At 75.7% G+C, this 19142-nt stretch carries 15 protein-coding genes; 10 read left to right on the forward strand and 5 right to left on the reverse strand.

Features of this window, described 5'->3' with window-relative positions; genetic code table 11:
* Nucleotides 1–40 precede the first annotated feature (40 nt).
* Nucleotides 41–718, reverse strand: coding sequence for a Crp/Fnr family transcriptional regulator (locus tag ABZ573_RS25475; protein WP_089003062.1), 678 nt, complete (start codon nt 716–718; stop codon nt 41–43).
* A 217-nt stretch (nt 719–935) separates the two neighbouring features.
* Between ABZ573_RS25475 and ABZ573_RS25480 the strand changes: the two genes are divergently transcribed.
* The 6 genes from ABZ573_RS25480 (at nt 936) to ABZ573_RS25505 (ending at nt 6400) form a co-directional block, all read left to right on the forward strand.
* A complete protein-coding gene (locus ABZ573_RS25480; protein ID WP_151455802.1) occupies nt 936–1598 on the forward strand; it encodes an adenosylcobinamide amidohydrolase in 663 nt (220 codons plus the stop codon).
* 56 nt (nt 1599–1654) lie between these two features.
* Complete coding sequence (locus ABZ573_RS25485) at nt 1655–2818, forward strand: CapA family protein (RefSeq protein ID WP_151455803.1); 1164 nt, start codon at nt 1655–1657, stop codon at nt 2816–2818.
* A gap of 61 nt (nt 2819–2879) precedes the next feature.
* Nucleotides 2880–3668, forward strand: a complete 789-nt coding sequence (gene nth / locus ABZ573_RS25490; protein ID WP_358121476.1) for an endonuclease III — start codon at nt 2880–2882, stop codon at nt 3666–3668.
* A 103-nt stretch (nt 3669–3771) separates the two neighbouring features.
* Nucleotides 3772–4395 carry a TlpA disulfide reductase family protein gene (locus tag ABZ573_RS25495; RefSeq protein ID WP_358121529.1) on the forward strand — a complete coding sequence of 208 codons (624 nt, stop codon included), beginning with the start codon at nt 3772–3774 and terminating at the stop codon, nt 4393–4395.
* Between the two features lie 70 nt (nt 4396–4465).
* Nucleotides 4466–5158, forward strand: coding sequence for a CoA pyrophosphatase (locus tag ABZ573_RS25500; protein ID WP_358121478.1), 693 nt, complete (start codon nt 4466–4468; stop codon nt 5156–5158).
* Nucleotides 5159–5221: 63 nt separating this feature from the next.
* A complete protein-coding gene (locus tag ABZ573_RS25505) occupies nt 5222–6400 on the forward strand; it encodes a MarP family serine protease (protein ID WP_358121480.1) in 1179 nt (392 codons plus the stop codon).
* A 4-nt stretch (nt 6401–6404) separates the two neighbouring features.
* Here the strand turns inward: ABZ573_RS25505 and ABZ573_RS25510 are convergent, their stop codons facing one another.
* From ABZ573_RS25510 to eccCa, 3 genes are all read right to left on the reverse strand, one after another.
* A complete protein-coding gene (locus tag ABZ573_RS25510; protein WP_358121482.1) occupies nt 6405–7178 on the reverse strand; it encodes a phosphatase PAP2 family protein in 774 nt (257 codons plus the stop codon).
* Between the two features lie 124 nt (nt 7179–7302).
* Nucleotides 7303–8709, reverse strand: coding sequence for a type VII secretion-associated serine protease mycosin (mycP, locus tag ABZ573_RS25515; RefSeq protein WP_358121531.1), 1407 nt, complete (start codon nt 8707–8709; stop codon nt 7303–7305).
* A 74-nt stretch (nt 8710–8783) separates the two neighbouring features.
* Nucleotides 8784–12752 (reverse strand): type VII secretion protein EccCa, encoded by a 3969-nt coding sequence (gene eccCa, locus ABZ573_RS25520; RefSeq protein WP_358121484.1) that lies wholly within the window; start codon nt 12750–12752, stop codon nt 8784–8786.
* A 101-nt stretch (nt 12753–12853) separates the two neighbouring features.
* Here eccCa and eccD point away from each other — a divergent pair, with 101 nt between their 5' ends.
* Nucleotides 12854–14254: a type VII secretion integral membrane protein EccD gene (eccD, locus tag ABZ573_RS25525; RefSeq protein ID WP_358121486.1), complete on the forward strand. Its 1401-nt coding sequence runs from the start codon at nt 12854–12856 to the stop codon at nt 14252–14254.
* A gap of 34 nt (nt 14255–14288) precedes the next feature.
* On the opposite strand, the gene ABZ573_RS25530 is transcribed toward eccD, so the two are convergent.
* A complete protein-coding gene (locus tag ABZ573_RS25530; RefSeq protein ID WP_151455811.1) occupies nt 14289–14795 on the reverse strand; it encodes an inorganic diphosphatase in 507 nt (168 codons plus the stop codon).
* Between the two features lie 609 nt (nt 14796–15404).
* Between ABZ573_RS25530 and dacB the strand changes: the two genes are divergently transcribed.
* The 3 genes from dacB to tilS all read left to right on the forward strand — a co-directional run bounded on the left by dacB (nt 15405) and on the right by tilS (nt 19082).
* Nucleotides 15405–16853, forward strand: coding sequence for a D-alanyl-D-alanine carboxypeptidase/D-alanyl-D-alanine-endopeptidase (dacB, locus tag ABZ573_RS25535; protein ID WP_358121533.1), 1449 nt, complete (start codon nt 15405–15407; stop codon nt 16851–16853).
* Between the two features lie 155 nt (nt 16854–17008).
* The gene (locus ABZ573_RS25540) at nt 17009–18079 is read left to right on the forward strand and encodes a zinc-dependent metalloprotease (protein ID WP_151457677.1); all 1071 of its coding nucleotides are present in this window, start codon (nt 17009–17011) and stop codon (nt 18077–18079) included.
* A 10-nt stretch (nt 18080–18089) separates the two neighbouring features.
* Entirely contained in the window at nt 18090–19082 is a 993-nt protein-coding gene (gene tilS, locus ABZ573_RS25545; protein ID WP_358121489.1) for a tRNA lysidine(34) synthetase TilS, read from the forward strand.
* Nucleotides 19083–19142 lie beyond the last annotated feature (60 nt).

Genomic DNA, 19142 nt, shown 5'->3' on the forward strand with positions numbered 1-19142 from the left:
GCCCCGGGCAGACAGGGCCCGGGGCAGATCAGCGGGTGCGTCAGACGCGGGCGCGGCGGGCCAGGCGCTCCGGGTCGAGGATGATGATGCTCTTGCCGTCCAGGCGCAGCCACCCACGCGAGGCGAAGTCGGCCAGCGCCTTGTTGACGGTCTCCCGGGAGGCGCCGACGAGCTGGGCGATCTCCTCCTGGGTGAGGTCGTGGGTCACCCGCAGCACGCCGCCGTCGCGGGTGCCGAAGCGGCCGGCCATCTGGAGCAGGTTCTTGGCGACGCGGCCGGGCACGTCCGTGAAGATCAGGTCGGCCAGCGAGTCGTTCGTCCGCCGCAGCCGGCGCGCGAGCACGCGGAGCAGCTGCTCGGCGATCTCCGGCCGGTTGTTCAGCCACGGGCGCAGGGCCTGCTTGCGCAGCCGCACCAGCCGGGTGTCGGTCACCGCGGTGGCGGTCGCCGTGCGGGGGCCGGGGTCGAAGAGCGACAGCTCGCCCACCATGTCCGACGGGCCCATCACCGCGATCAGGTTCTGCCGGCCGTCGGCAGCCCGCCGACCCACCTTGATCTTGCCGGACAGCAGGATGTAGAGACTGTCGCCGGGCTCGCCCTCGTTGAAGACGATCTCGCCCTTGCGGACCTCGAGCGTCTCCATCTCCTTGGCGAGCGCCTCGGCAGCCTCCGGGTCGACGCCCTGGAAGATCCCGCTGCGGGCCAGTACCTCGTCCATCGCGCACCTCCGCCTGCGCGTGCCGTCCGTCGGCCGGGTCCGCCGTCCGCTGATCCCTCGCGCGTCGCCAGTCTAGGCGCACGTGAGCAGCAATCAGAGGTGCACCCCTGGAAACTTGATCGTTGGGCGTAACCTGCCGGGCCTGATCAAGCAGTAAAATCGCGCGCCCTCCCGAACGCCGATCCGGCCCCCGACACCCGGGTCGTAGGGTCACCACGTGCTGAGTGAACCCGTGCTGACCGCCCGCCAGGAGGACGGTCGGGACGTCCCGCTGCTGTTCTGGCGCGCCGACCGCCCGCTGCGCGCGGTCAGTTCCGCGCCGCTGGGCGGCGGGATCGGCGTCCGGCACTGGGTCGTCAACGCGACCGTGCCCATGTCGTACGACCGGGACGACCCCGCCGACCACCTGGCCGAACTGGCCGACCGGCTCGACCTCGACGGGCCCGGGGTGGGCCTGCTGACCGGGGTGGACGTCGCCGAGGTGGTCGCCCGGACGGACACCGGCGTGCGGGCCTGGGCGACGGTCGGCCTGGGCACCCCCGTTTGGGCGGCGGAGCCCGCCCCGGCGGCGCTGGCCCAGCGGGTCGGCACCGTCAACATCGTGGTGTACGTCCCGGCGCGGCTCGGCGACGCCGCCCTCGTCAACGCGGTGGCCACCGCCACCGAGGCGAAGGCGCAGGCGATCGCGGAATTGGGCGTGCCGGGTACCGGCACCCCGACGGACGCGGTCACCGTGCTCTGCCCGGTCGACGGCCCCGAGTCGGCGTACGGCGGACCGCGCTCCACCTGGGGCGCCCCGCTGGCCCGGGCCGTGCACGCCGCCGTGACGGCCGGCGGGGCGGGCACCGTGGTCCCGTGGTCGGACCGACTGGCGGGCTGAGACTCCGTCCGATCGGCCCTCGTTTCGGCGTTGCCCAGCCGATAAGGTCGCGCTCGATGTACGCTGCCGCCTCCTCTCCGCGTCGCCGGGCCGCACTCGCCCTCGGCGGACTCCTCGCCGTCCTGCTCACCGCCGGCTGCGGAGGTCCCGGATCCGGGTCCGACGCGGTCTGGCAGCCCGGCGCGGGCGGCGGCAACACCGGCGCCCCGGTCCGCTCCGGCGAGCCCACGAGCACCACCCAGCCCGCCGAGCAGGCGATCTCGCTCTCGGCGACCGGCGACATCATCATGGGCAACGCGCCGAACCGGCTGCCCCCCAACGGCGGGAAGGGCTTCTTCGACTCGGTCGAGAAGGCGCTCGCCGCCGACCTGGTGATGGGCAACCTGGAGGAGCCGCTCACCGTCGACACCGGCACCGGCAAGTGCGGCCCGAACTCGACCCGCTGCTTCCAGTTCCGGGCCCCGCCGGAGTACGCCGCGCACCTGCGCGACGCGGGCTTCGACCTGCTCAACCAGGCCAACAACCACGGCTACGACTTCGGGCCGAGGGGCTACGAGAACACCCAGAAGGCGCTGGAGAAGTACGAGCTCGCGCACACCGGGGCGCCCGACCAGATCACCGTGGTCGACGTCAAGGGGGTCAAGGTCGCGGTTGCCGGCTTCTCGTCGTACGTCTGGTCCAACAGCCTCACCGACATCGCCGCCGCGAAGAAGGTGATCACCAAGGCGGCCGGCATGGCCGACATCGTGGTGGTGCAGGTGCACATGGGCGGCGAGGGCTCCGAGAAGACGCGGGTGCGGCCCGGCACCGAGATGTTCCTCGGCGAGAACCGGGGCGACCCGGTCAAGTTCTCGAAGGCGATGATCGACGCCGGGGCGGACCTGATCGTCGGGCACGGCCCGCACGTGCTGCGCGGCATGGAGTTCTACAAGGGCCGGCTGATCGCGTACAGCCTGGGCAACTTCGCTGGCGGAGGCAACTCGCTGAGCAACGCCGGCCGGCTCGGCTGGGGCGGGGTGCTGAAGGTCTCGCTGAAGCCGGACGGGAGCTGGGCCGGCGGCTCGTTCGTCTCCACGTACATGAACTCCATCGGCAAGCCGACCATGGACAAGGACGACCGCGGGCTGGGCCTGATGAAGCAGCTCACCAAGAGCGACTTCCCGGAGACCGGGGCCGACTTCGACGACTCGGGCGCGATCAGCGCGCCGCAGGGCGGCTGACCGGGGCGGCACGGCGCGTGGACCCGGCCGACCGTCGGCCGGGCGACGTAGGCTGGCCGGCGTGACCACGAGTTCCTCCGGCTTCACCGAGACCGACCTCGGGCGCACCCGTCGCGCCCGGCGGATCGGCCGGGCGCTGACCGACACCCACCCCGACGCGCACTGTGAACTGGACCACTCCAACGCCCTGGAGCTGGCCGTCGCGACGATCCTCTCCGCGCAGTGCACGGACAAGAAGGTCAACGAGGTCACCCCGAAGCTCTTCGCCCGCTACCCGAGCGCGGCCGACTACGCGGGGGCGGACCGGACGGAGCTGGAGGAGCTGATCCGGCCCACCGGCTTCTACCGCAACAAGACCGACTCGCTGATCAAGCTCGGCCAGGCCCTCGTGGAGCGGTACGACGGCCGGGTCCCCGGCAGGCTCGCCGACCTGGTGACGCTCCCCGGCATCGGCCGCAAGACCGCCAACGTCATCCTCGGCAACGCCTTCGACGTCCCCGGGATCACCGTCGACACCCACTTCCAGCGGCTGGTCCAGCGCTGGCGGCTGACCGCCGAGACCGACCCCGTCAAGATCGAGCACGCGATCGGGGCGCTCTTCCCCCGGCGCGACTGGACCATGCTGTCGCACCGGATCATCTTCCACGGCCGGCGGGTCTGCCACGCCCGCAAGCCGGCCTGCGGGGCGTGCACCCTGGTGAAGCTGTGCCCGTCGTACGGCACCGGCCCGACCGAGCCGGCGGCGGCCGCGAAGCTGCTCAAGGGCCCCCGGGCCCGGGACCTGGCGGTGGCGGCCGGGGTCGACCCGGAGCTGGTGCCGGTCCAGGCCGTCGTGGCGGAGGCCCCGTGAGCGCGAGGAGTGAGCCGGTGTTGCGAGCCCCGCAGTCGCGAACCGAGGTATCGCCGTGAGCGCGAGGAGTGAGCCGGTCTTGCGAGCCCCGCAGTCGCGACCGGTGAAGCGCCGGCTCGTCGCCCTGCTCGTACCCGTGCTGCTGGCCGTCGCGGGGTGCACCGCCGGCACCGAGGAGAAGGACCCGGGCCCCACCGACCGGCAGAAGGCCGCCGCCAGCCGGCCGTCGCCCTTCCAGGACTGCTCCGCCCTCGGTACGCCGCCCGCGTCCGCCGCACCCGCCGCCCCGGCCGGGGGCGGGGGCCAGGCGTTGCCCGAGCTGACCCTTAACTGCTTCACCAACGGCGCCCCGGTCGCCCTGCGCGACCTGCGCGGCCCGGCGGTGATCAACGTCTGGGCGTCCTGGTGCCCGCCCTGCCGCAAGGAACTCCCCGCCTTCCAGCGGCTCAGCCAGCGGGCCGCCGGCCAGCTCCAGGTGGTCGGGGTCAACAACCAGGACGGCCGCGAGGCGGCCCAGGCCATCGGCGAGGATTTCGGCGTCCGCTTCCCGGTCCTGGTCGACCAGGGTGAGCGCCTGAAGCGGGAGCTGAACCGCAAGGCCATCCCCCTGACCGTCTTCGTCGACGGGCAGGGCCGCATCCGGCACGTGGACTCCAGCGGCGCCCTCGACGACGCCCGGCTGGCGGACCTGGTCCGCCAGCACCTCGGCGTGACGGTGCCGGCGTGAGCCGTCCGGCACGCGCGACGGGGCGCGGGGGTGCGGGCACGGGCCACCGGCAGGACGCGGGAGTGTCGGCGTGAACCGGCGTCCGCCGGGCTGGTTCGACCCGCTGCTGACCCGGCTCGGTAGTGCGCGCAGCGAGGACTTCACCCGGCTGGTCACCCCGGAGAGCGGGGGGCGGGAGAGCGCGGTGCTGGTGCTGCTCGGCGAGGAGCCCGGCGCCGGCCCGGACGTGCTGATCCTCCAGCGGGCGGCCACCCTGCGCAACCACGCGGGGCAGCCCGCCTTCCCCGGCGGCGCGGCCGACCCGGAGGACGCCGACGCCCGGGCGACCGCGCTGCGCGAGGCGAACGAGGAGGTCGGCCTCGACCCGACCAGCGTCACCGTCCTGGCGGAGCTGCCGAAGCTCTGGATCCCGGTCAGCGACTTCGTGGTCACCCCGGTGCTCGCCTGGTGGCACGCGCCGCACCCGGTGCATCCCCGGGAGCCGGCCGAGGTGGCGCACGTGGCCCGGCTGCCGGTCGCCGAGCTGGTCGACCCGGCGAACCGGATGCGGGTCCGCCACCCGAGCGGCTGGATCGGCCCGGCCTTCTCGGCGCGCGGGATGCTGGTCTGGGGCTTCACCGCCGGGGTGCTGGCCGCCCTGCTCGACATGGGCGGCTGGGCCCGGCCGTGGCCCCGCGACCGGGTCGTGGACCTGCCGCCGGCCGGGGCCACCCCGGCGCCCTCGGCCGGCACCGACGCGGTCGACGAGACCCCGGTGCGCTGACCGGACGGTCACCTTCCGCAAGCGATGGTCATCTCGCGAGCCCGGTGCCCGTACGCTTGACGCGTGTCCGCCGTGGATCTCGTACTGCTGCTGCTCATGCTCGTGTTCGCGATCAGCGGATACCGCCAGGGCTTCGTCATCGGGGTGCTGTCGTTCTCCGGCTTCTTCCTGGGCGCGTTGGTGGGCCTCCAACTGGGGCCGCTGCTGGCACAGCAGTTCGTCGACAGCGGCACCCGGGTGCTGATCTCCCTGGTGGCGATCTTCGGGCTGGCGGTGGTCGGCCAGGCGCTCGCCGGCTGGCTCGGTTCGCACCTGCGCAAGACGATCACCAATGACGTCGCCAAGCGGGTCGACGACGTCGGCGGGGCGTTCGTCTCGCTCTTCGCCGTGCTGCTGGTTGCCTGGCTCGTCGCGGTGCCGCTCGGCTCGTCGTCGCTGCCCTGGCTGGCCTCCTCGGTGCGCAACAGCGCGCTGCTCACGGTGGTCGACCGGGTCCTGCCCGACCAGGCGCAGCAGCTCTCCACGGCGCTGCGGGACACCGTCGACACCAACGGCTTCCCCGACGTCTTCGGCGACCTGGCACCCACCCGCGCCCGTCAGGTGTCCCCGCCGGATCCGGCGCTCGCCGGCTCGCAGGTGGTGGTCAACAGCCAGCGTTCGGTGGTCAAGGTGCTCGGCTCCGCCCCGAGCTGCTCGCGCCGGATCGAGGGCTCCGGCTTCGTCTACGCCGACGACCGGGTGATGACCAACGCGCACGTCGTCGCCGGGACCCGGTCCACCGTCGTCGAGCTGAACGGCGAGCGGTACGACAGCAAGGTGGTCGTCTACGACCCCGACCGGGACCTGGCCGTGCTGCACGTGCCCGGGCTGCCGGGCCCGTCGATGCGGTTCGCCGCCGGCAACGCGGGCAGCGGCGCGGACGCGATCGTGCTGGGCTTCCCGCTCGACGGGCCGTACAACGCGCAGTCCGCGCGGATCCGGGACGTCGACCGGATCACCGGGCCGGACATCTACTCCGCCGGCAACGTGACCCGGGAGGTCTACACCATCCGGGCGCTCGTGCAGAGCGGCAACTCCGGCGGCCCGCTGGTCTCGTCGAACGGGCTGGTGCTCGGGGTGATCTTCGCGGCGGTGGCCGACGATCCGAACACCGGCTTCGCGGTGACCGCGGCCGAGGCCCGCCCGGTGGCCCTGGCCGGCGCCGAGCGCACCCGCGCCGTCGGCACCGGCGAGTGCACCTGACCGGTCAGCTCCCCGTACCCGCCGCCGGCCCGTGACCCGTGGGCGGCGTCGGGCGGCCCGGCGGGTCGGCCCGCCAGACGGTGAGGGCGGCGGCGGTCGCGGCCACCACGGCCGCGCCGAGCAGCCAGCCGGCCAGCACGTCGCTGGTCCAGTGCACGCCGAGGGCCACCCGGCTGAACCCGGTCACCAGGGCGAGCAGCAGGGCGGCCGTCCACACCACCCGGCGCCCGGCCGGCCGGGCGTACGGGAGGAACACCACCAGCAGCACCCCGGCCGCCAGGGCGGCGTTGAGCGCGTGCCCGGACGGGAAGGCCAGGCCGGGCGCCTCGGCCACCGGGTCCGGCAGGTCCGGCCGGGGCCGGCCGACGAGCAGCTTGAGCAGCGGGCTGAGCAGGCCGCCGACCGTCATGGTGACGGCCACCCAGACCGCCAGCTGCCGGGCACCCCGGCGGACCAGCCAGAGGACCAGGACGAGGGCGCCGACGCGCAGCGGCATCGGGGCGAACACGTCGGTCCAGAGGGTCATCAGGCGTACCCACGCCGGGTGGTCGGCGGCGTAGCCGACCAGCGCGTCGGTGACCGCCATGTCCAGCCGGCGCAGCGGGGACCAGTCTCCCAGGACCAGGACGGCCAGCAGCGTGAACGGCACCGCCACCAGGAACGCGGCCGCCGCGGCGAGGGTCAGCCGCAGGCCCCGGGCGTGGTCCGGGTGCAGTCGGCGGCCCCGCCACGAGGAGCGCGGCGGGGCGGCGAGGGTACGCGGGCCGGACGGGCTCATGACAGTGCTCCTACCCGGGACGCGGCCCGGTCAGACCCGATCCGGGGCGTCCACCCGGGGCCGGTTGCCCGGTCGGGGCGCCGGCGGTTCCTCCCGCGAGGGCGACGACGACCGGGCCGGCCGGTCAGGGCGCCGGCGGGCGACGCCACGTCCCGGTGCTGCGCCGGGGCGAGGCCAGCGGGGTCCACTGGCGGAACCGGCGCACCATCAACGCGGCCCCGGTCAGCAGGGCGACGAAGAACGCGGCCCCGGTCCACAGCTGCTCCGGAGTGGTCTCCTCCTGCGCGCCCGCCGGCTGCGCCGCCCACCGGGACTGCTGGCGCGGCACCGTGAAGCCGCGCGGGTCGCCGCCGACCCCCGCGACGTCGGGCTGCGTCGCCCCCGGGGCCGGGCCGAAACCGACCACGCCCGGCGAGGACTCGTCGTCCAGCGGGTTGCGGCCCACGGAGCTCACCTCGGCGTCCAGCGCGGCGACCGGGTCGACCATGCCGTACCCGAAACGGTCGTCCCGGCCGGTGGGGCCGATGTCGCGGGCGGTGGCGAGCAGCCGGTTGACGACGTCGCCGGCGGACATCTCCGGGTAGCGGGCCCGCACCAGCGCGGCGGTGGCGGCGACCAGCGGCGCCGCGAAGCTGGTGCCCTGCACCCGCCAGTAGCCGCCCGGCCGGGCCCCGACCAGGCCGGTCGCGGGGGCGGTGAGCACGGTGGCCCGCCCGGTGATCGAACCCGACCAGAGGTTGTCGCTGTCGCGCTCCGACCCGGCGACCGCGATGACGCCCGGCTCGCGGGCCGGGTACCAGACCTTCGCGTTGGCCGAGTTGCCCAGGTTGCCGGTGCAGGCGACCACGACGACGTCCCGGGCGAAGGCGTAGTCGAGCGCCGCCGCCAGGGCGGGGCTGTCGCCGCTGCCGCCGAGGGACAGGTTGATCACGCGGGCGCCGTTGTCGACGGCCCAGCGCACGCCCTTCGCGACGATCAGGGCGTCGTCGTAGCGGTTCTCGGCGTCGAGGACGCGCACCGGGAGGATCCGGGCGTCCGGCGCCAGGCCGACGGCCCCCCGCGCGTCGTCGTTGCGGCCGGCGATCAGCCCGGCCACGGTGGTGCCGTGGCCGACCGGATCGGGGTCGCCGGCGGCGCCCCGGGGCGCGACCAGGTCGAGGCCGGGCAGCACCTGGCCGGCCAGGTCGGGATGGGCGGCGTCCACGCCGGAGTCGATCACCGCGACGGTGACCCCCCGCCCGGTCGAGCTGCGCCACGCGGTCTTCGCCTGCAACACGTCGAGCTGCCACTGCTCGTCGCGGACCTGGTCGGGGCGGTTCTTGCTGTCGGGCGCCGCGAGCGCCACCGGGACGACGGCGGCCGGCGGGTCGAGGACCGGCCGGGCGGCGGGCTGCGGAGGGGCGGCGTCGGCCGCCGTGACCGGACCCGCGACCGACACGACGGCGGCCGCCAGACCGAGCAACGTACGTCCGGCGATCCGCCGAGCCGCTGGCGGACAGCTGTGCCGCACGGTCGTCACATCCTCAGGGATTCATCACGACGCAAACATGACGATCGGAGATTACCGGTTCCTCGCCGCCTTGCGGGGCGTTCCCGGGACACCGGTCACGGCGGCGGCAGATGGGCCAACTGGACGAGGCGTACGCCCTCGCGCCGGGTGACGAGCCGGCCGCGCCCCGGGGGCAGCGGACCGGGCCGGACCGGGCCGACCAGCGCCCCCTCCTCCGGGCTGCCCGCCATCACCAGCCCCGAGGTGGAGAGCTCCCGCAGGCGCTGCACGAGCGGCTCGTACTGGGCCCGTCCGGCGCCGCCCGAGCGGCGGGCGAGCACCAGGTGCAGCCCGACGTCCCGGGCGTGCGGCAGGTGTTCCTCCAGGGCGCGCAGCGGGTTGGACGGCCCGCCGGCGACCAGGTCGTAGTCGTCGACCAGCACGAACAGCTCCGGCCCGGACCACCACGACCGCTGCCGCAACTGCGCCGGCGTGACGTCGGGCCCGGGCACCCGCCCCGCCATGTAGCCGGCGGCGGACTCGACCAGGTCGGTGGTGTGCGCCGCGGCGGAGCCGTAGCCGATCAGGTGCGGCGACGCCGATTCGGTCAGGTCCACCAGGCTGCGGCGGTAGTCGACCAGGATGACCCGGGCCTGCTCCGGGGTGAACCGGGTCATGATCGAGGTGGCCAGCGCGCGCAGGAACGACGACTTGCCGCACTCGGCGTCGCCGAAGACCACGAAGTGCGGCTCGGTGCCGAAGTCCAGCACCACCGGGCGCAGGTCCGCCTCGGCGATCCCCACCGGGATGCGCAGTCCGGTGGCCGCGGCCAGGTCCAGCTCGGCGTACGGGAGCACCGGCGGGAGCAGCCGCACCGGGGGCGCGACCGGGCCGGCCCAGCCCCCGGCGGACTGCTTGACCAGATCCGTGGTGTCCCCGCCGGAGGCGGCGAGCTGCGGCAGCGCGGTGAGGAAGTGCAGGCTCTCCGCCGTGACGCCCCGGCCGGGGGTCTTCTCCGGCACGTTCGCCGCCGCCCGGCGGGCCACCAGCGAGTCGGCCGGGTCGCCGAGGCGCAGCTCCAGCCGGGAACCGAAGAGGTCCCGGATCGCCGGCCGGAAGTCCAGCCAACGCACCGCCGTCGCCACCACGTGCACCCCGTACGACAGCCCCCGGGTGGCCAGGTCGGTGATGAGGGGCTCCAGGTCGTCGTACTCGCCGCGCAGCGTGGCCCAACCGTCCACCACCAGGAACACGTCGCCGAACGGGTCGGCCCCGGGCTGGCCGGTGCCCGCGAGCGCGGCCCGGCGCTGCCGCCAGGCGGCCATCGACTCCACGCCCAGCTCGGCGAAGCGCTGTTCCCGGTCGACCAGCAGGGTCGCGATCTCGCCGACCGTACGCCGGACGGCCGTCGGGTCGGCGCGACCGGTGACCCCGCCGACGTGCGGCAGGTCGCGCAGCGCGGCCAGCCCGCCGCCGCCGAAGTCGAGGCAGTAGACCTGTACCTCGGCCGGGGTGTGGGTGAGCGCCAGGGCGCAGATCAGCGTGCGCAGCGCGGTCGACTTGCCGCTCTGCGGGCCGCCGACCACCGCGACGTGGCCGGCGGCGCCGTCCAGCGCCAGCCAGAGCGCGTCGCGGCGCTGCTCGAAGGGCCTGTCGACGACCGCGACCGGCACCTGGAGCGCGCCGTGCAGCTCCGGGTTGCCGAAGGTGAGACCGCGCGCCGGGTCCACGCCGACCGGCCCGAGCAGCTCGTCCAGCGCGGGCGCCCGGCCGAGCGGGGGCAGCCAGACCTGGTGGGCCGGCGGCCCCTGCCCGGCGAGCCGGTCGACCATCAGCTCCAGCAGGCTCTCCGTGCCGCCCTCGTCGGCCGTCGCGGGCAGGGCGGGCGGCCCGACCGGCTCCGGCTTGGGCACGAGGTGGGTGGAGAAGGCGAGCAGGCGCGGGGCCCCGGCGCCGCCCGCGCCGGGCGCCGCACCGCGCCGGCGCAGCGCCCCCGAGACGTACGCGGCCTTGAACCGCACCAGCGGCTCGGTGCCGAAGCGCAGGTAGCCGTGGCCGGGGGAGCGGGGCAGCTCGTGCGCGTCCGGCACCCCGAGCACCGTGCGGGACTCCAGCGCCGAGAAGGTCCGCAGCCCGATCCGGTACGACAGGTGGGTGTCGAGTCCGCGTAGCCGCCCCTCCTCCAACCGCTGGCTCGCCAGCAGCAGGTGCACGCCGAGCGACCGGCCCAGCCGGCCGATCTGCACGAACAGGTCGATGAAGTCGGGCTTGGCCGAGAGCAGCTCGGAGAACTCGTCGCAGATCAGCAGCAGCGACGGCAGCGGGGCGAGCGGGGTGCCGGCGGCGCGCGCCCGCTCGTAGTCGCGCAGGCTCGCGAAGTTGCCGGCCCGGCGCAGCAGCTCCTGGCGGCGGACCAGCTCGCCGTTGATGGCGTCGACCATCCGGTCGACCAGCGGCAGCGCGTCGGCCAGGTTGGTGATCACCGCGGCGGTGTGCGGCAGCCGGTCGAACGAGGCGAAGGTCGCGCCGCCCTTGAAGTCGATCAGTACGAAGTTGAGCTGCTCCGAGCTGTGCGTGGCGGCCAGCCCGAGCACCAGCGTGCGCAGCAGCTCGGACTTGCCGGAGCCGGTCGCCCCGATCAGCAGGCCGTGCGGCCCCATCCCGTCCTGCGCCGACTCCTTGAGGTCCAGCTCGATGGCGCCGCCGTCGGTGCCCACCCCGATCGGCACCCGCAGCCGCTCCCGGGCGGACCGGGGCGCCCACCCCTGCTCGGCGGTGAAGCTCTCCGGGTCGCCGAGACCGAGCAGCTCGGGCAGGCCCAGCTCCGCGCCCGGCGGGGCGTCCGGGCCGCGTGCCGCCGTGGCCAGCCGCAGCGGGGCCAGCCGTCGGGCGACGGCCTCCGCGTCGACGAGGTCCAGCCGGTCCGCCGTACCGACCTCGGCGTGCCCGTCGGCAGAGTGGGAGTGCAGCCGGCCCCCGCGCAGCTCCAGCAGCAGCGCGAAGCGGTCCAGCAGGCGCGGCGGCGGGGTGTCCAGGTCGATGATCGTGACCGCGTCGATGCCGCCGTCGCCGGTCAGGTCGGTGGCGCCGGTCAGGTCGCCCCCGTCGAGCACCACCACCACGTGCGGGCCGTCGGTGGCCGGGCCGGCGGGGCTGAACCGGGACCGGCTGGCCAGCACCTCGTCCAGCAGCCCCTCCAGCTCGGCTCCCGCGCTGGTGACCAGCCGGATCAGGCCGAGCGCGTCGGTGCGGGTGGGGTGGTGGGCGTGCGGCAGCCACTTGACCCACTCCCAGGCGGCCCGCCGTTCCGGCCCGGCGCAGACGGCGACGAGCAGCTCGTCCGGGGCGTGGAAGACCGCGAGCTGGGCGAGCATCGCCCGGGCCAGGGCCTGGGCGGCGGGTCCGTCGCCGTCGTCGGCCGGGCCGGCGGCCCGTACGAAGACGCGGGCGAAGCTGCGCAGGGAGAGCGCCACCGGCAGGTCCGGCACCACGGAGTACGCGTCCAGGAACCGGCGCAGCGAGCCGGCGGTCATCGGTTCCAGCTCCTCCAGCGGGCGGGTGACCGGGGGGACCAGCGGGGTGGCGAGGGTCTGCGGGCCGACGGCGACCCGGACCACCCCGAAGTCGGGGTCGGTGGGGCGGCGTTCCCAGACCCGGTGGCTGTCGACGGTCGACCAGAGCCGGCCGGGATCCGGGTGCCGGTAGTAGAGCCCGGCACGCTGCTGCCCGGCGGTCTGCCGGACCCGGCGCCGCAGCACGGTCAGGTGCCGCAGGTAGTCCCGCCGGGCGGCCATCATCTCCGACTTCTTCGGCGTGCCGGAGGCGCTGCCCCACGAGGTCACCAGCATGGCCAGCGAGGAGAGCCCGAACATCCCGCCGACCACGTACGAGTAGGCGCCCCCGCCGCGGCCGAACATCATCGCCATCGCCACGGTGCCGCCGAGCATGGGCAGCACCATGAGCAGCTGCTGCCAGCGCCCGCCGGCCACGGCGGGGATCTCCGGCGGCGCGTCCACCGGCAGCTCACCCACCGGGATCTCCGGCGCCGGTCGGCGGGGCGGCCGCTTGATGACGACAGTGGACACTCGACCTCCTGACAGCGCTCGGTAACCCGAGCCTGGCTCATGGTAGGTAAAGTCCTGTCGTCCGCGCAGCCACCAACCCCGCCGAACATGGAGATCAGTCGATGACGATCGGGCTGGCCCGGGTCACCATCAGCGCCCCCCAGCGGCGGGTCGACGTCGCACTGCCCGAGCAGGTGCCCCTGGCCGAGCTGCTGCCCGAGGTGCTGCGGCACGCCGGCGAGGGGCTCGCCGACGACGGCGAGCGGCACGGCGGCTGGGTGCTGCGGCGCACCGACGGCGCGGTGCTGACCACCGCCCAGGCCCTGCTGCCGCAGGGGGTCCGCGACGGCGAGGTGCTGCACCTCGTGCCGGCCCGCGCGCAGTGGCCCGAGCTGGAGTACGACGACGTGGTCGAGGCGATCGCCGACGGCGCCCGGCGGCGCGGCGGGGCGTGGTCACCGGCCGCCACCCGGGCCGCCGCCCTGGCCGGGGCCGCCGTGCCGCTGGCCGTCGGGCTGCTCGCCGTGACGGCCGGCGGTCCGGCGTACGGGACGGCCTGGCCGGCCGCCGCCGTGGTGGCGCTCCTGCTCACCCTCGCCGGGGTGGTGGCGTCCCGTGCCCACGCGGACGGGGCCGCCGGCGCGACCCTGGGCGGCTACGCCCTGCCGTACGCGGCGGCGGCGGGCGCCTTGGCGGTCAGCTCCGGCGATCCGGTCGGGCCGGTCCCGGGGCTGCGCTGGGTCGGCGCGCCCGAGCTGCTCGCCGGGTCGGTGGCGCTGCTGCTGGTGTCGGTGCTCGGGCTGGTCGGCGTCGCCACCCGGCTGCGGGTCTTCGTGGCGGGCGCCACCGCCGGGTTCGTGGGCGCGCTGGCGGCCCTCGGCGGACTGCTGCTCAGCCCGGCCGGCACGGCGGCGATTCTGCTCTGCGTGCTGGTCTTCGCCGTGGGGGCGGTGCCGCTGCTGGCCATCCGGCTCGGGAAGGTGCCGCTGCCCCCGATCACCCTGCCCACCGGCGAGCCGGGCGACGCCGACCGGGTCCGCGACCTGCCGGACCGGGACCGGGTCTACGCGGCGGTGGCCCGCACCGAGGAGATGCTCACCGGGATGCTGCTCGGGCACGCCGTGCTGGCGGTCGCCGCCGCGGTGGTGCTGGGCCTCTCCGGCGGGACGGCCGGCCGGCTGCTGGTGGCGGTGGCCGCGGCCGTGCTGTTGCTCCGCTCCCGGCTGTTCGTGTCCCTGCGCCATCGGGTGTCGACCGTCGTCGCCGGCCTCGCCGGGTACGCCGTGCTGGGCGCCGTGCTCGTCGGGCGCTCCGGCCCGACCGGTCGCCTCACGCTGGTCGTCGGCGGGCTGGCGCTGGCCCTGGTGGCGGTGGTCGCCGGCACCACGTACGCCCGCCGCCCGGTCTCCCCGTACGTCGGCCGGATCGCGGACCTGACCGACACCGCCCTGGTGGTGTCGGTGGTGCCCGTCGCCTGCGCGGTGCTCGACCTGTACGAACGGGCCCGGGGGCTGCTCGGCTGAGCGGCCCCCGGGCCCGTCGGTGGTCTGTGCCGGGTCAGTGCGTGGACTCGCCGCGCGCCTCGGCGTCCCGGGCGCGCTGGTACGACGCCACGATCTCCGCCTCGGCCTCGATCCGCCCCACCCACGTGGCGCCCTCGACCGACTTGCCGGGCTCCAGGTCCTTGTAGACCTCGAAGAAGTGCTGGATCTCCAGCCGGTCGAACTCGCCGAGGTGGTGGATGTCGCGCAGGTGCTCCTGGCGCGGGTCCTCGTAGGGCACGCAGAGGACCTTGTCGTCGCCGCCCTTCTCGTCCGTCATCCGGAACATGCCGATGGTGCGGCACCGGATCAGGCAGCCCGGGAAGGTGGGCTCGGGGACCAGCACGAGCGCGTCCAGCGGGTCGCCGTCCTCGCCCAGTGTCCCCTCGATGAAGCCGTAGTCGGCCGGGTACTGCGTGGAGGTGAAGAGGGTACGGTCCAGCCGGATCCGGCCGGTCGCGTGGTCGACCTCGTACTTGTTGCGGTGACCCTTGGGGATCTCAACCGTCACGTCGAAATCCATCTGCACGCTCCCTCGTTTGCCCACGCTGGCCAACGGAAACCAGCGGCACGCCGCTCCCGCACGGGTGAATGCCCACCCGCGGGCTCCGGCCGCCGCATAGTGTTCGGACCGAAGTAGTGTCACCCAAGCAGATTTTCACGGGGCGAGGAGGGGGCCGTGGGGAGGGAAGATTCACACTACCGTCCGGATGCCGACGCTGGACGGGGTACCGGGGGATCTGCTTCCGGCGAGGCGACCGGGCGGTTCCCGGTGCCCGACGCCTACCTTCCCCACCCGCCCGCGTCCCCGGGCGACCCTGCTGTGACGCGGGTCCCGTCCCCGGGCAACGACGCCCCGGCCGGTGCCGACGCCGCGACCGGTCCTGACGGTCCGACGGGTCCCGGCGCCTCGGCCGGTCCGGCCGGTCCGGGCGCCCCGGCCGGTCCGGGCGGCCAGCCCGGCGCAACGGGCCCGACCGGCGCGGCCGGTCCGGATGCCTCGTCGGGCTCGACCGACCTCTGGGCCGCCGCCGCGAACCGATCCGCCGGTGGTCCATCCGGCCCCGGTGGTCCATCCGGCCCCGGCGGCCCCGACGCGTCGCCCGCGCCGGCCTCCCGCCGCCGCCGGACCCTGCCCGTCGTGCTGGCTGCGGTGCTCGTGCTGGTGCTGGCCGCCGTCGGGATCGCCGTGGTCCGTCCGGGACCGGTGGCGGACTGGCTGGGCACCGAGCCCGCCGAGCGGGGGGCCGCCGAGACGGCGGCGGAACCGGCGCCCGTGGCGGTGCTGGCCGGCGTGGACGCGAACGCCCCGATGCCCACCCCCGAGGGCGTACGCGCCGCGCTCGCCCCCCTCGTCGGCGTGCCCGCCCTCGGCGACCGGGTCCACGTCTCGGTGGCCGACGTGACCACCGGCCAGCCGCTCTTCGGCCGGGGCGAGGACGACGGCACGGTGCCCGCCTCGGTGACCAAGCTGGTCACCGGGGTCACGGTGCTCGCCGCGCGCGGTCCGGCGTACCGCATCCCGACCCGGGCGGTGGCCGGCGCGTCCCCGGGCGAGGTGGTGATCGTCGGCGGCGGGGACCCCACGCTGGCGGTCGACAAGAACGGCTTCTACCCGGGCGCGGCTCGCCTGGACGACCTCGCCAACCAGGCGCGTGACGCCCTCGGCGGCACGAAGCCGACGAAGGTGACGGTCGACTCGTCCCTTTACTCCGGTCCGCTCTTCGAGCCGGGCTGGGACGACGACATCCCCACCGGCGGCTACGGCGGGGCGATCTCGGCGCTGATGACCGACGGGGCCCGCAGCGACGTGACCCGCGCGAAGAAGGACGAGGCGGCCGGCAACCACTGGGCCGAGCGGGTGTCCCAGCCCGACCTCGCGGCCGGCAGGGCCTTCGCCAGGCTGCTCGGCGTGCCGGCCGGCGCGGTCGCCCGCGGCACCGCCCCCGCCGGCTCCACCCCTGCGGCCGACGCGGGCACCACCTCCGCGGCCGCCCCGGGGCCCGGCGCGGAGCTGGGCAGGGTGGAGTCGCTGCCGATGGTCCGGCTGGTCGACATCATGATCAGCGACAGCGACAACATCGTCGCCGAGGCGCTGGCCCGGCAGGTCGCGTTGGCCCGCAACCAGCCGGCCTCGTTCGCCGGCGCCGGGGCGGCGATGGACGCCGTGGCCGGGGAGCTCGGCCTGCCGGCCGACGAACTCACCCTCGCCGACGGCAGTGGCCTGTCGCGCAGCAACCGGATCAGCCCCTCGCTGCTCACCGACCTGATCGCGCTCGCCGGCGACGGCAGCCGCCCCGAGCTGGCCGCGATCTTCGGCGGCCTGCCCGTCGCCGACTGGTCCGGCACCCTCGCCGACCGCTACGAGACGGCGGCGACGAAGGCCGGCGCCGGGGTGGTCCGGGCCAAGACCGGTACCTTGACCAAGGTGCACGCCGTCGCCGGCCTGGTCAGCACTGCCGACGGTCGGCTGCTCACCTTCGCCGTGCTCACCGACGCGGTGCCCCCCGACGGGCTGACGGCCGCCCGGGGGGCGCTGGACCAGATCGGCGCCGCCCTGGCCGGCTGCGGCTGCCGCTGACCGCCGCCTGGCGGGACGGGCGGCGCGTGCCGGCCTGAGCGGGACCGGCGTCACGTAGTGCCGGGGCCGGACGGGGACCGCGTCGGACGGGACCGGCGTCGATCGCCGGGCGCGAGCCCGGGCCGGGGTGTCGCGGCGCGGGTACGGTGGGGTGCATGGCGCAGTTCGTGGACTGGGATCTGGCCGCCGCGACCGCGGGGGCGCTGAGCAAGTCGGGCCCCCGGGTTTCGTACACCGAGGCCACCGACGTGGTCAGTGACCTGCGGCGGTTGACCGACGAGGCGGCGGGGCACGTCGCGGACTACACGGGTCTCCGCTCGCAGGTGTCGCACCCGCCCGTGCGGGTGGTGGACCGGCGGGACTGGGCGGCGACCAACATCGCCGGGCTGCGCGAGGTGATCACCCCCCTGGTCGGCCGGCTCACCAAGGACAAGCAGCCAAGCGCGCTGACCGAGGCGATCGGCTCCCGGGTCACCGGCGTACAGGCCGGCACCGTGCTGGCCTACCTCTCCGGCCGGGTCCTCGGCCAGTACGAGGTCTTCTCCGCCGACCCGGGGCAGTTGCTGCTGGTCGCGCCGAACATCGTCGAGGTGGAGCGCAAGCTCGGGGCCGACCCGCGCGACTTCCGGCTCTGGGTCTGCCTGCACGAGGTGACCCACCGCACCCAGTTCACCGCCGTGCCGTGGATGCGGGCGTACTTCCTCAGCGAGGTGCAGGCCTTCGTGGACGCGTCGTCCAGCGGCGGCGAGCACCTGCTGGAGCGGCTGCGCCGGGGCGTCGCCACGCTCTCGGACGCGGTGAAGGACCCGGAGAGCCGCACGAGCGTGCTGGACATCGTCCAGACCCCGGGGCAGCGGGCCGTGCTGGACCGGCTCACCGCGCTGATGACCCTGCTGGAGGGGCACGCCGAGTTCGTCATGGACGGCGTCGGGCCGCAGGTCGTCCCGAGCGTGGATCGGATCCGGGCGGCGTTCAACCGGCGCCGGGAGGCCGGCAACCCGCTGGAGAAGGCCATCCGCCGGCTGCTCGGCATCGAGGTCAAGATGCGTCAGTACGCCGAGGGCCGCAAGTTCGTGCACGGCGTCGTGGACCGGGTAGGCATGGCGGGCTTCAACAAGATCTTCGACTCGCCGCTCACCCTGCCCCGGCTGGAGGAACTGGGAGACCCGGACGCCTGGGTGGCGCGGGTGCACGGGCCGGTCGGCCCGGCCCCGACCGCCGGCTGACCGTACGCCCGTGGCCGCGCTCGCTCCGCCGGTGGCCGCGATCCGGGTCGCGGTCCGCCGGGCGCTGGCCGACCTGCCGCCCGGAGGGCCGGTGCTGGTCGCCTGCTCGGGCGGCGCGGACTCGCTCGCGCTGGCCGCCGCCACCGCGTTCGTGGCGCCCCGGCTGGGTCGCGCCGCCGGCCTGGTGACGGTCGACCACGGCCTCCAGGAGGGCTCGGCGCGGCGGGCCGCGGCGGTGGTGACCTGGGCCCGCGAGGTCGGCCTGGCCCCGGTCGAGTCGGTGCGGGTGGAGGTGGCCGGGCGCCCGGGCGGGCCCGAGGCGGCCGCCCGCGAGGCGCGCTACCTGGCGCTCGCCGAGGTGGCCGGCCGGCTCGGGGCGATGGCCCTGCTCACCGGGCACACCCGCGACGACCAGGCGGAGACCGTGCTGCTCGCGCTCGCCCGGGGCGCCGGCCCGCGCGGGCTGGCCGGGATGCCCGCCCGACGGGACCTCGACGGGGTGCCGCTGCTGCGCCCGCTGCTGGAGGTCGGCCGGGAGCAGACCCGCACGGCGTGCGCGGTGCTCGGGCTGAACCCCTGGGAGGACCCGCACAACGCCGATCCGTCGTACGCCCGGGCCCGGGTCCGGGCCGACCTGCTGCCCGCCCTGGTCCGCGCGCTCGGGCCGGGGGTGCTGGACAACCTGGCCCGGACCGCCCGGCTGGTGGCGGCGGACAACGCCGTCCTCGACGAGCTGGCCGACGCCGCGCTGGCCGACGTCCGCCATCCCGACGGCGGGCTCGCGGTGCGGGCGCTGGCCGAGCTCCCGCCGGCGGTACGCGGCCGGGTGCTGCACGCCTGGGCCCGGGAGTTGGGCGCCTCACCCGCCGCCCTGTCGCACCGGCACGTGACCGCGCTGGACACGCTGGTGACCGGCTGGCGGGGGCAGGGGGCGGCGCACCTGCCGGGCGGGCTGCGGGTGCTGCGCCGCGACGGCCGGCTCGCCGCCATCGGCTCCCGCTGATCCGCTCCGCCGGACGGTGACCCCGTGGCCCGGGCGCCGGTCCGTCGGCCCGGGGCCCGG

The sequence above is a fragment of the Micromonospora sp. NPDC007220 genome (assembly GCF_040634035.1).
Classification (GTDB): Bacteria; Actinomycetota; Actinomycetes; order Mycobacteriales; family Micromonosporaceae; genus Micromonospora; species Micromonospora reichwaldensis.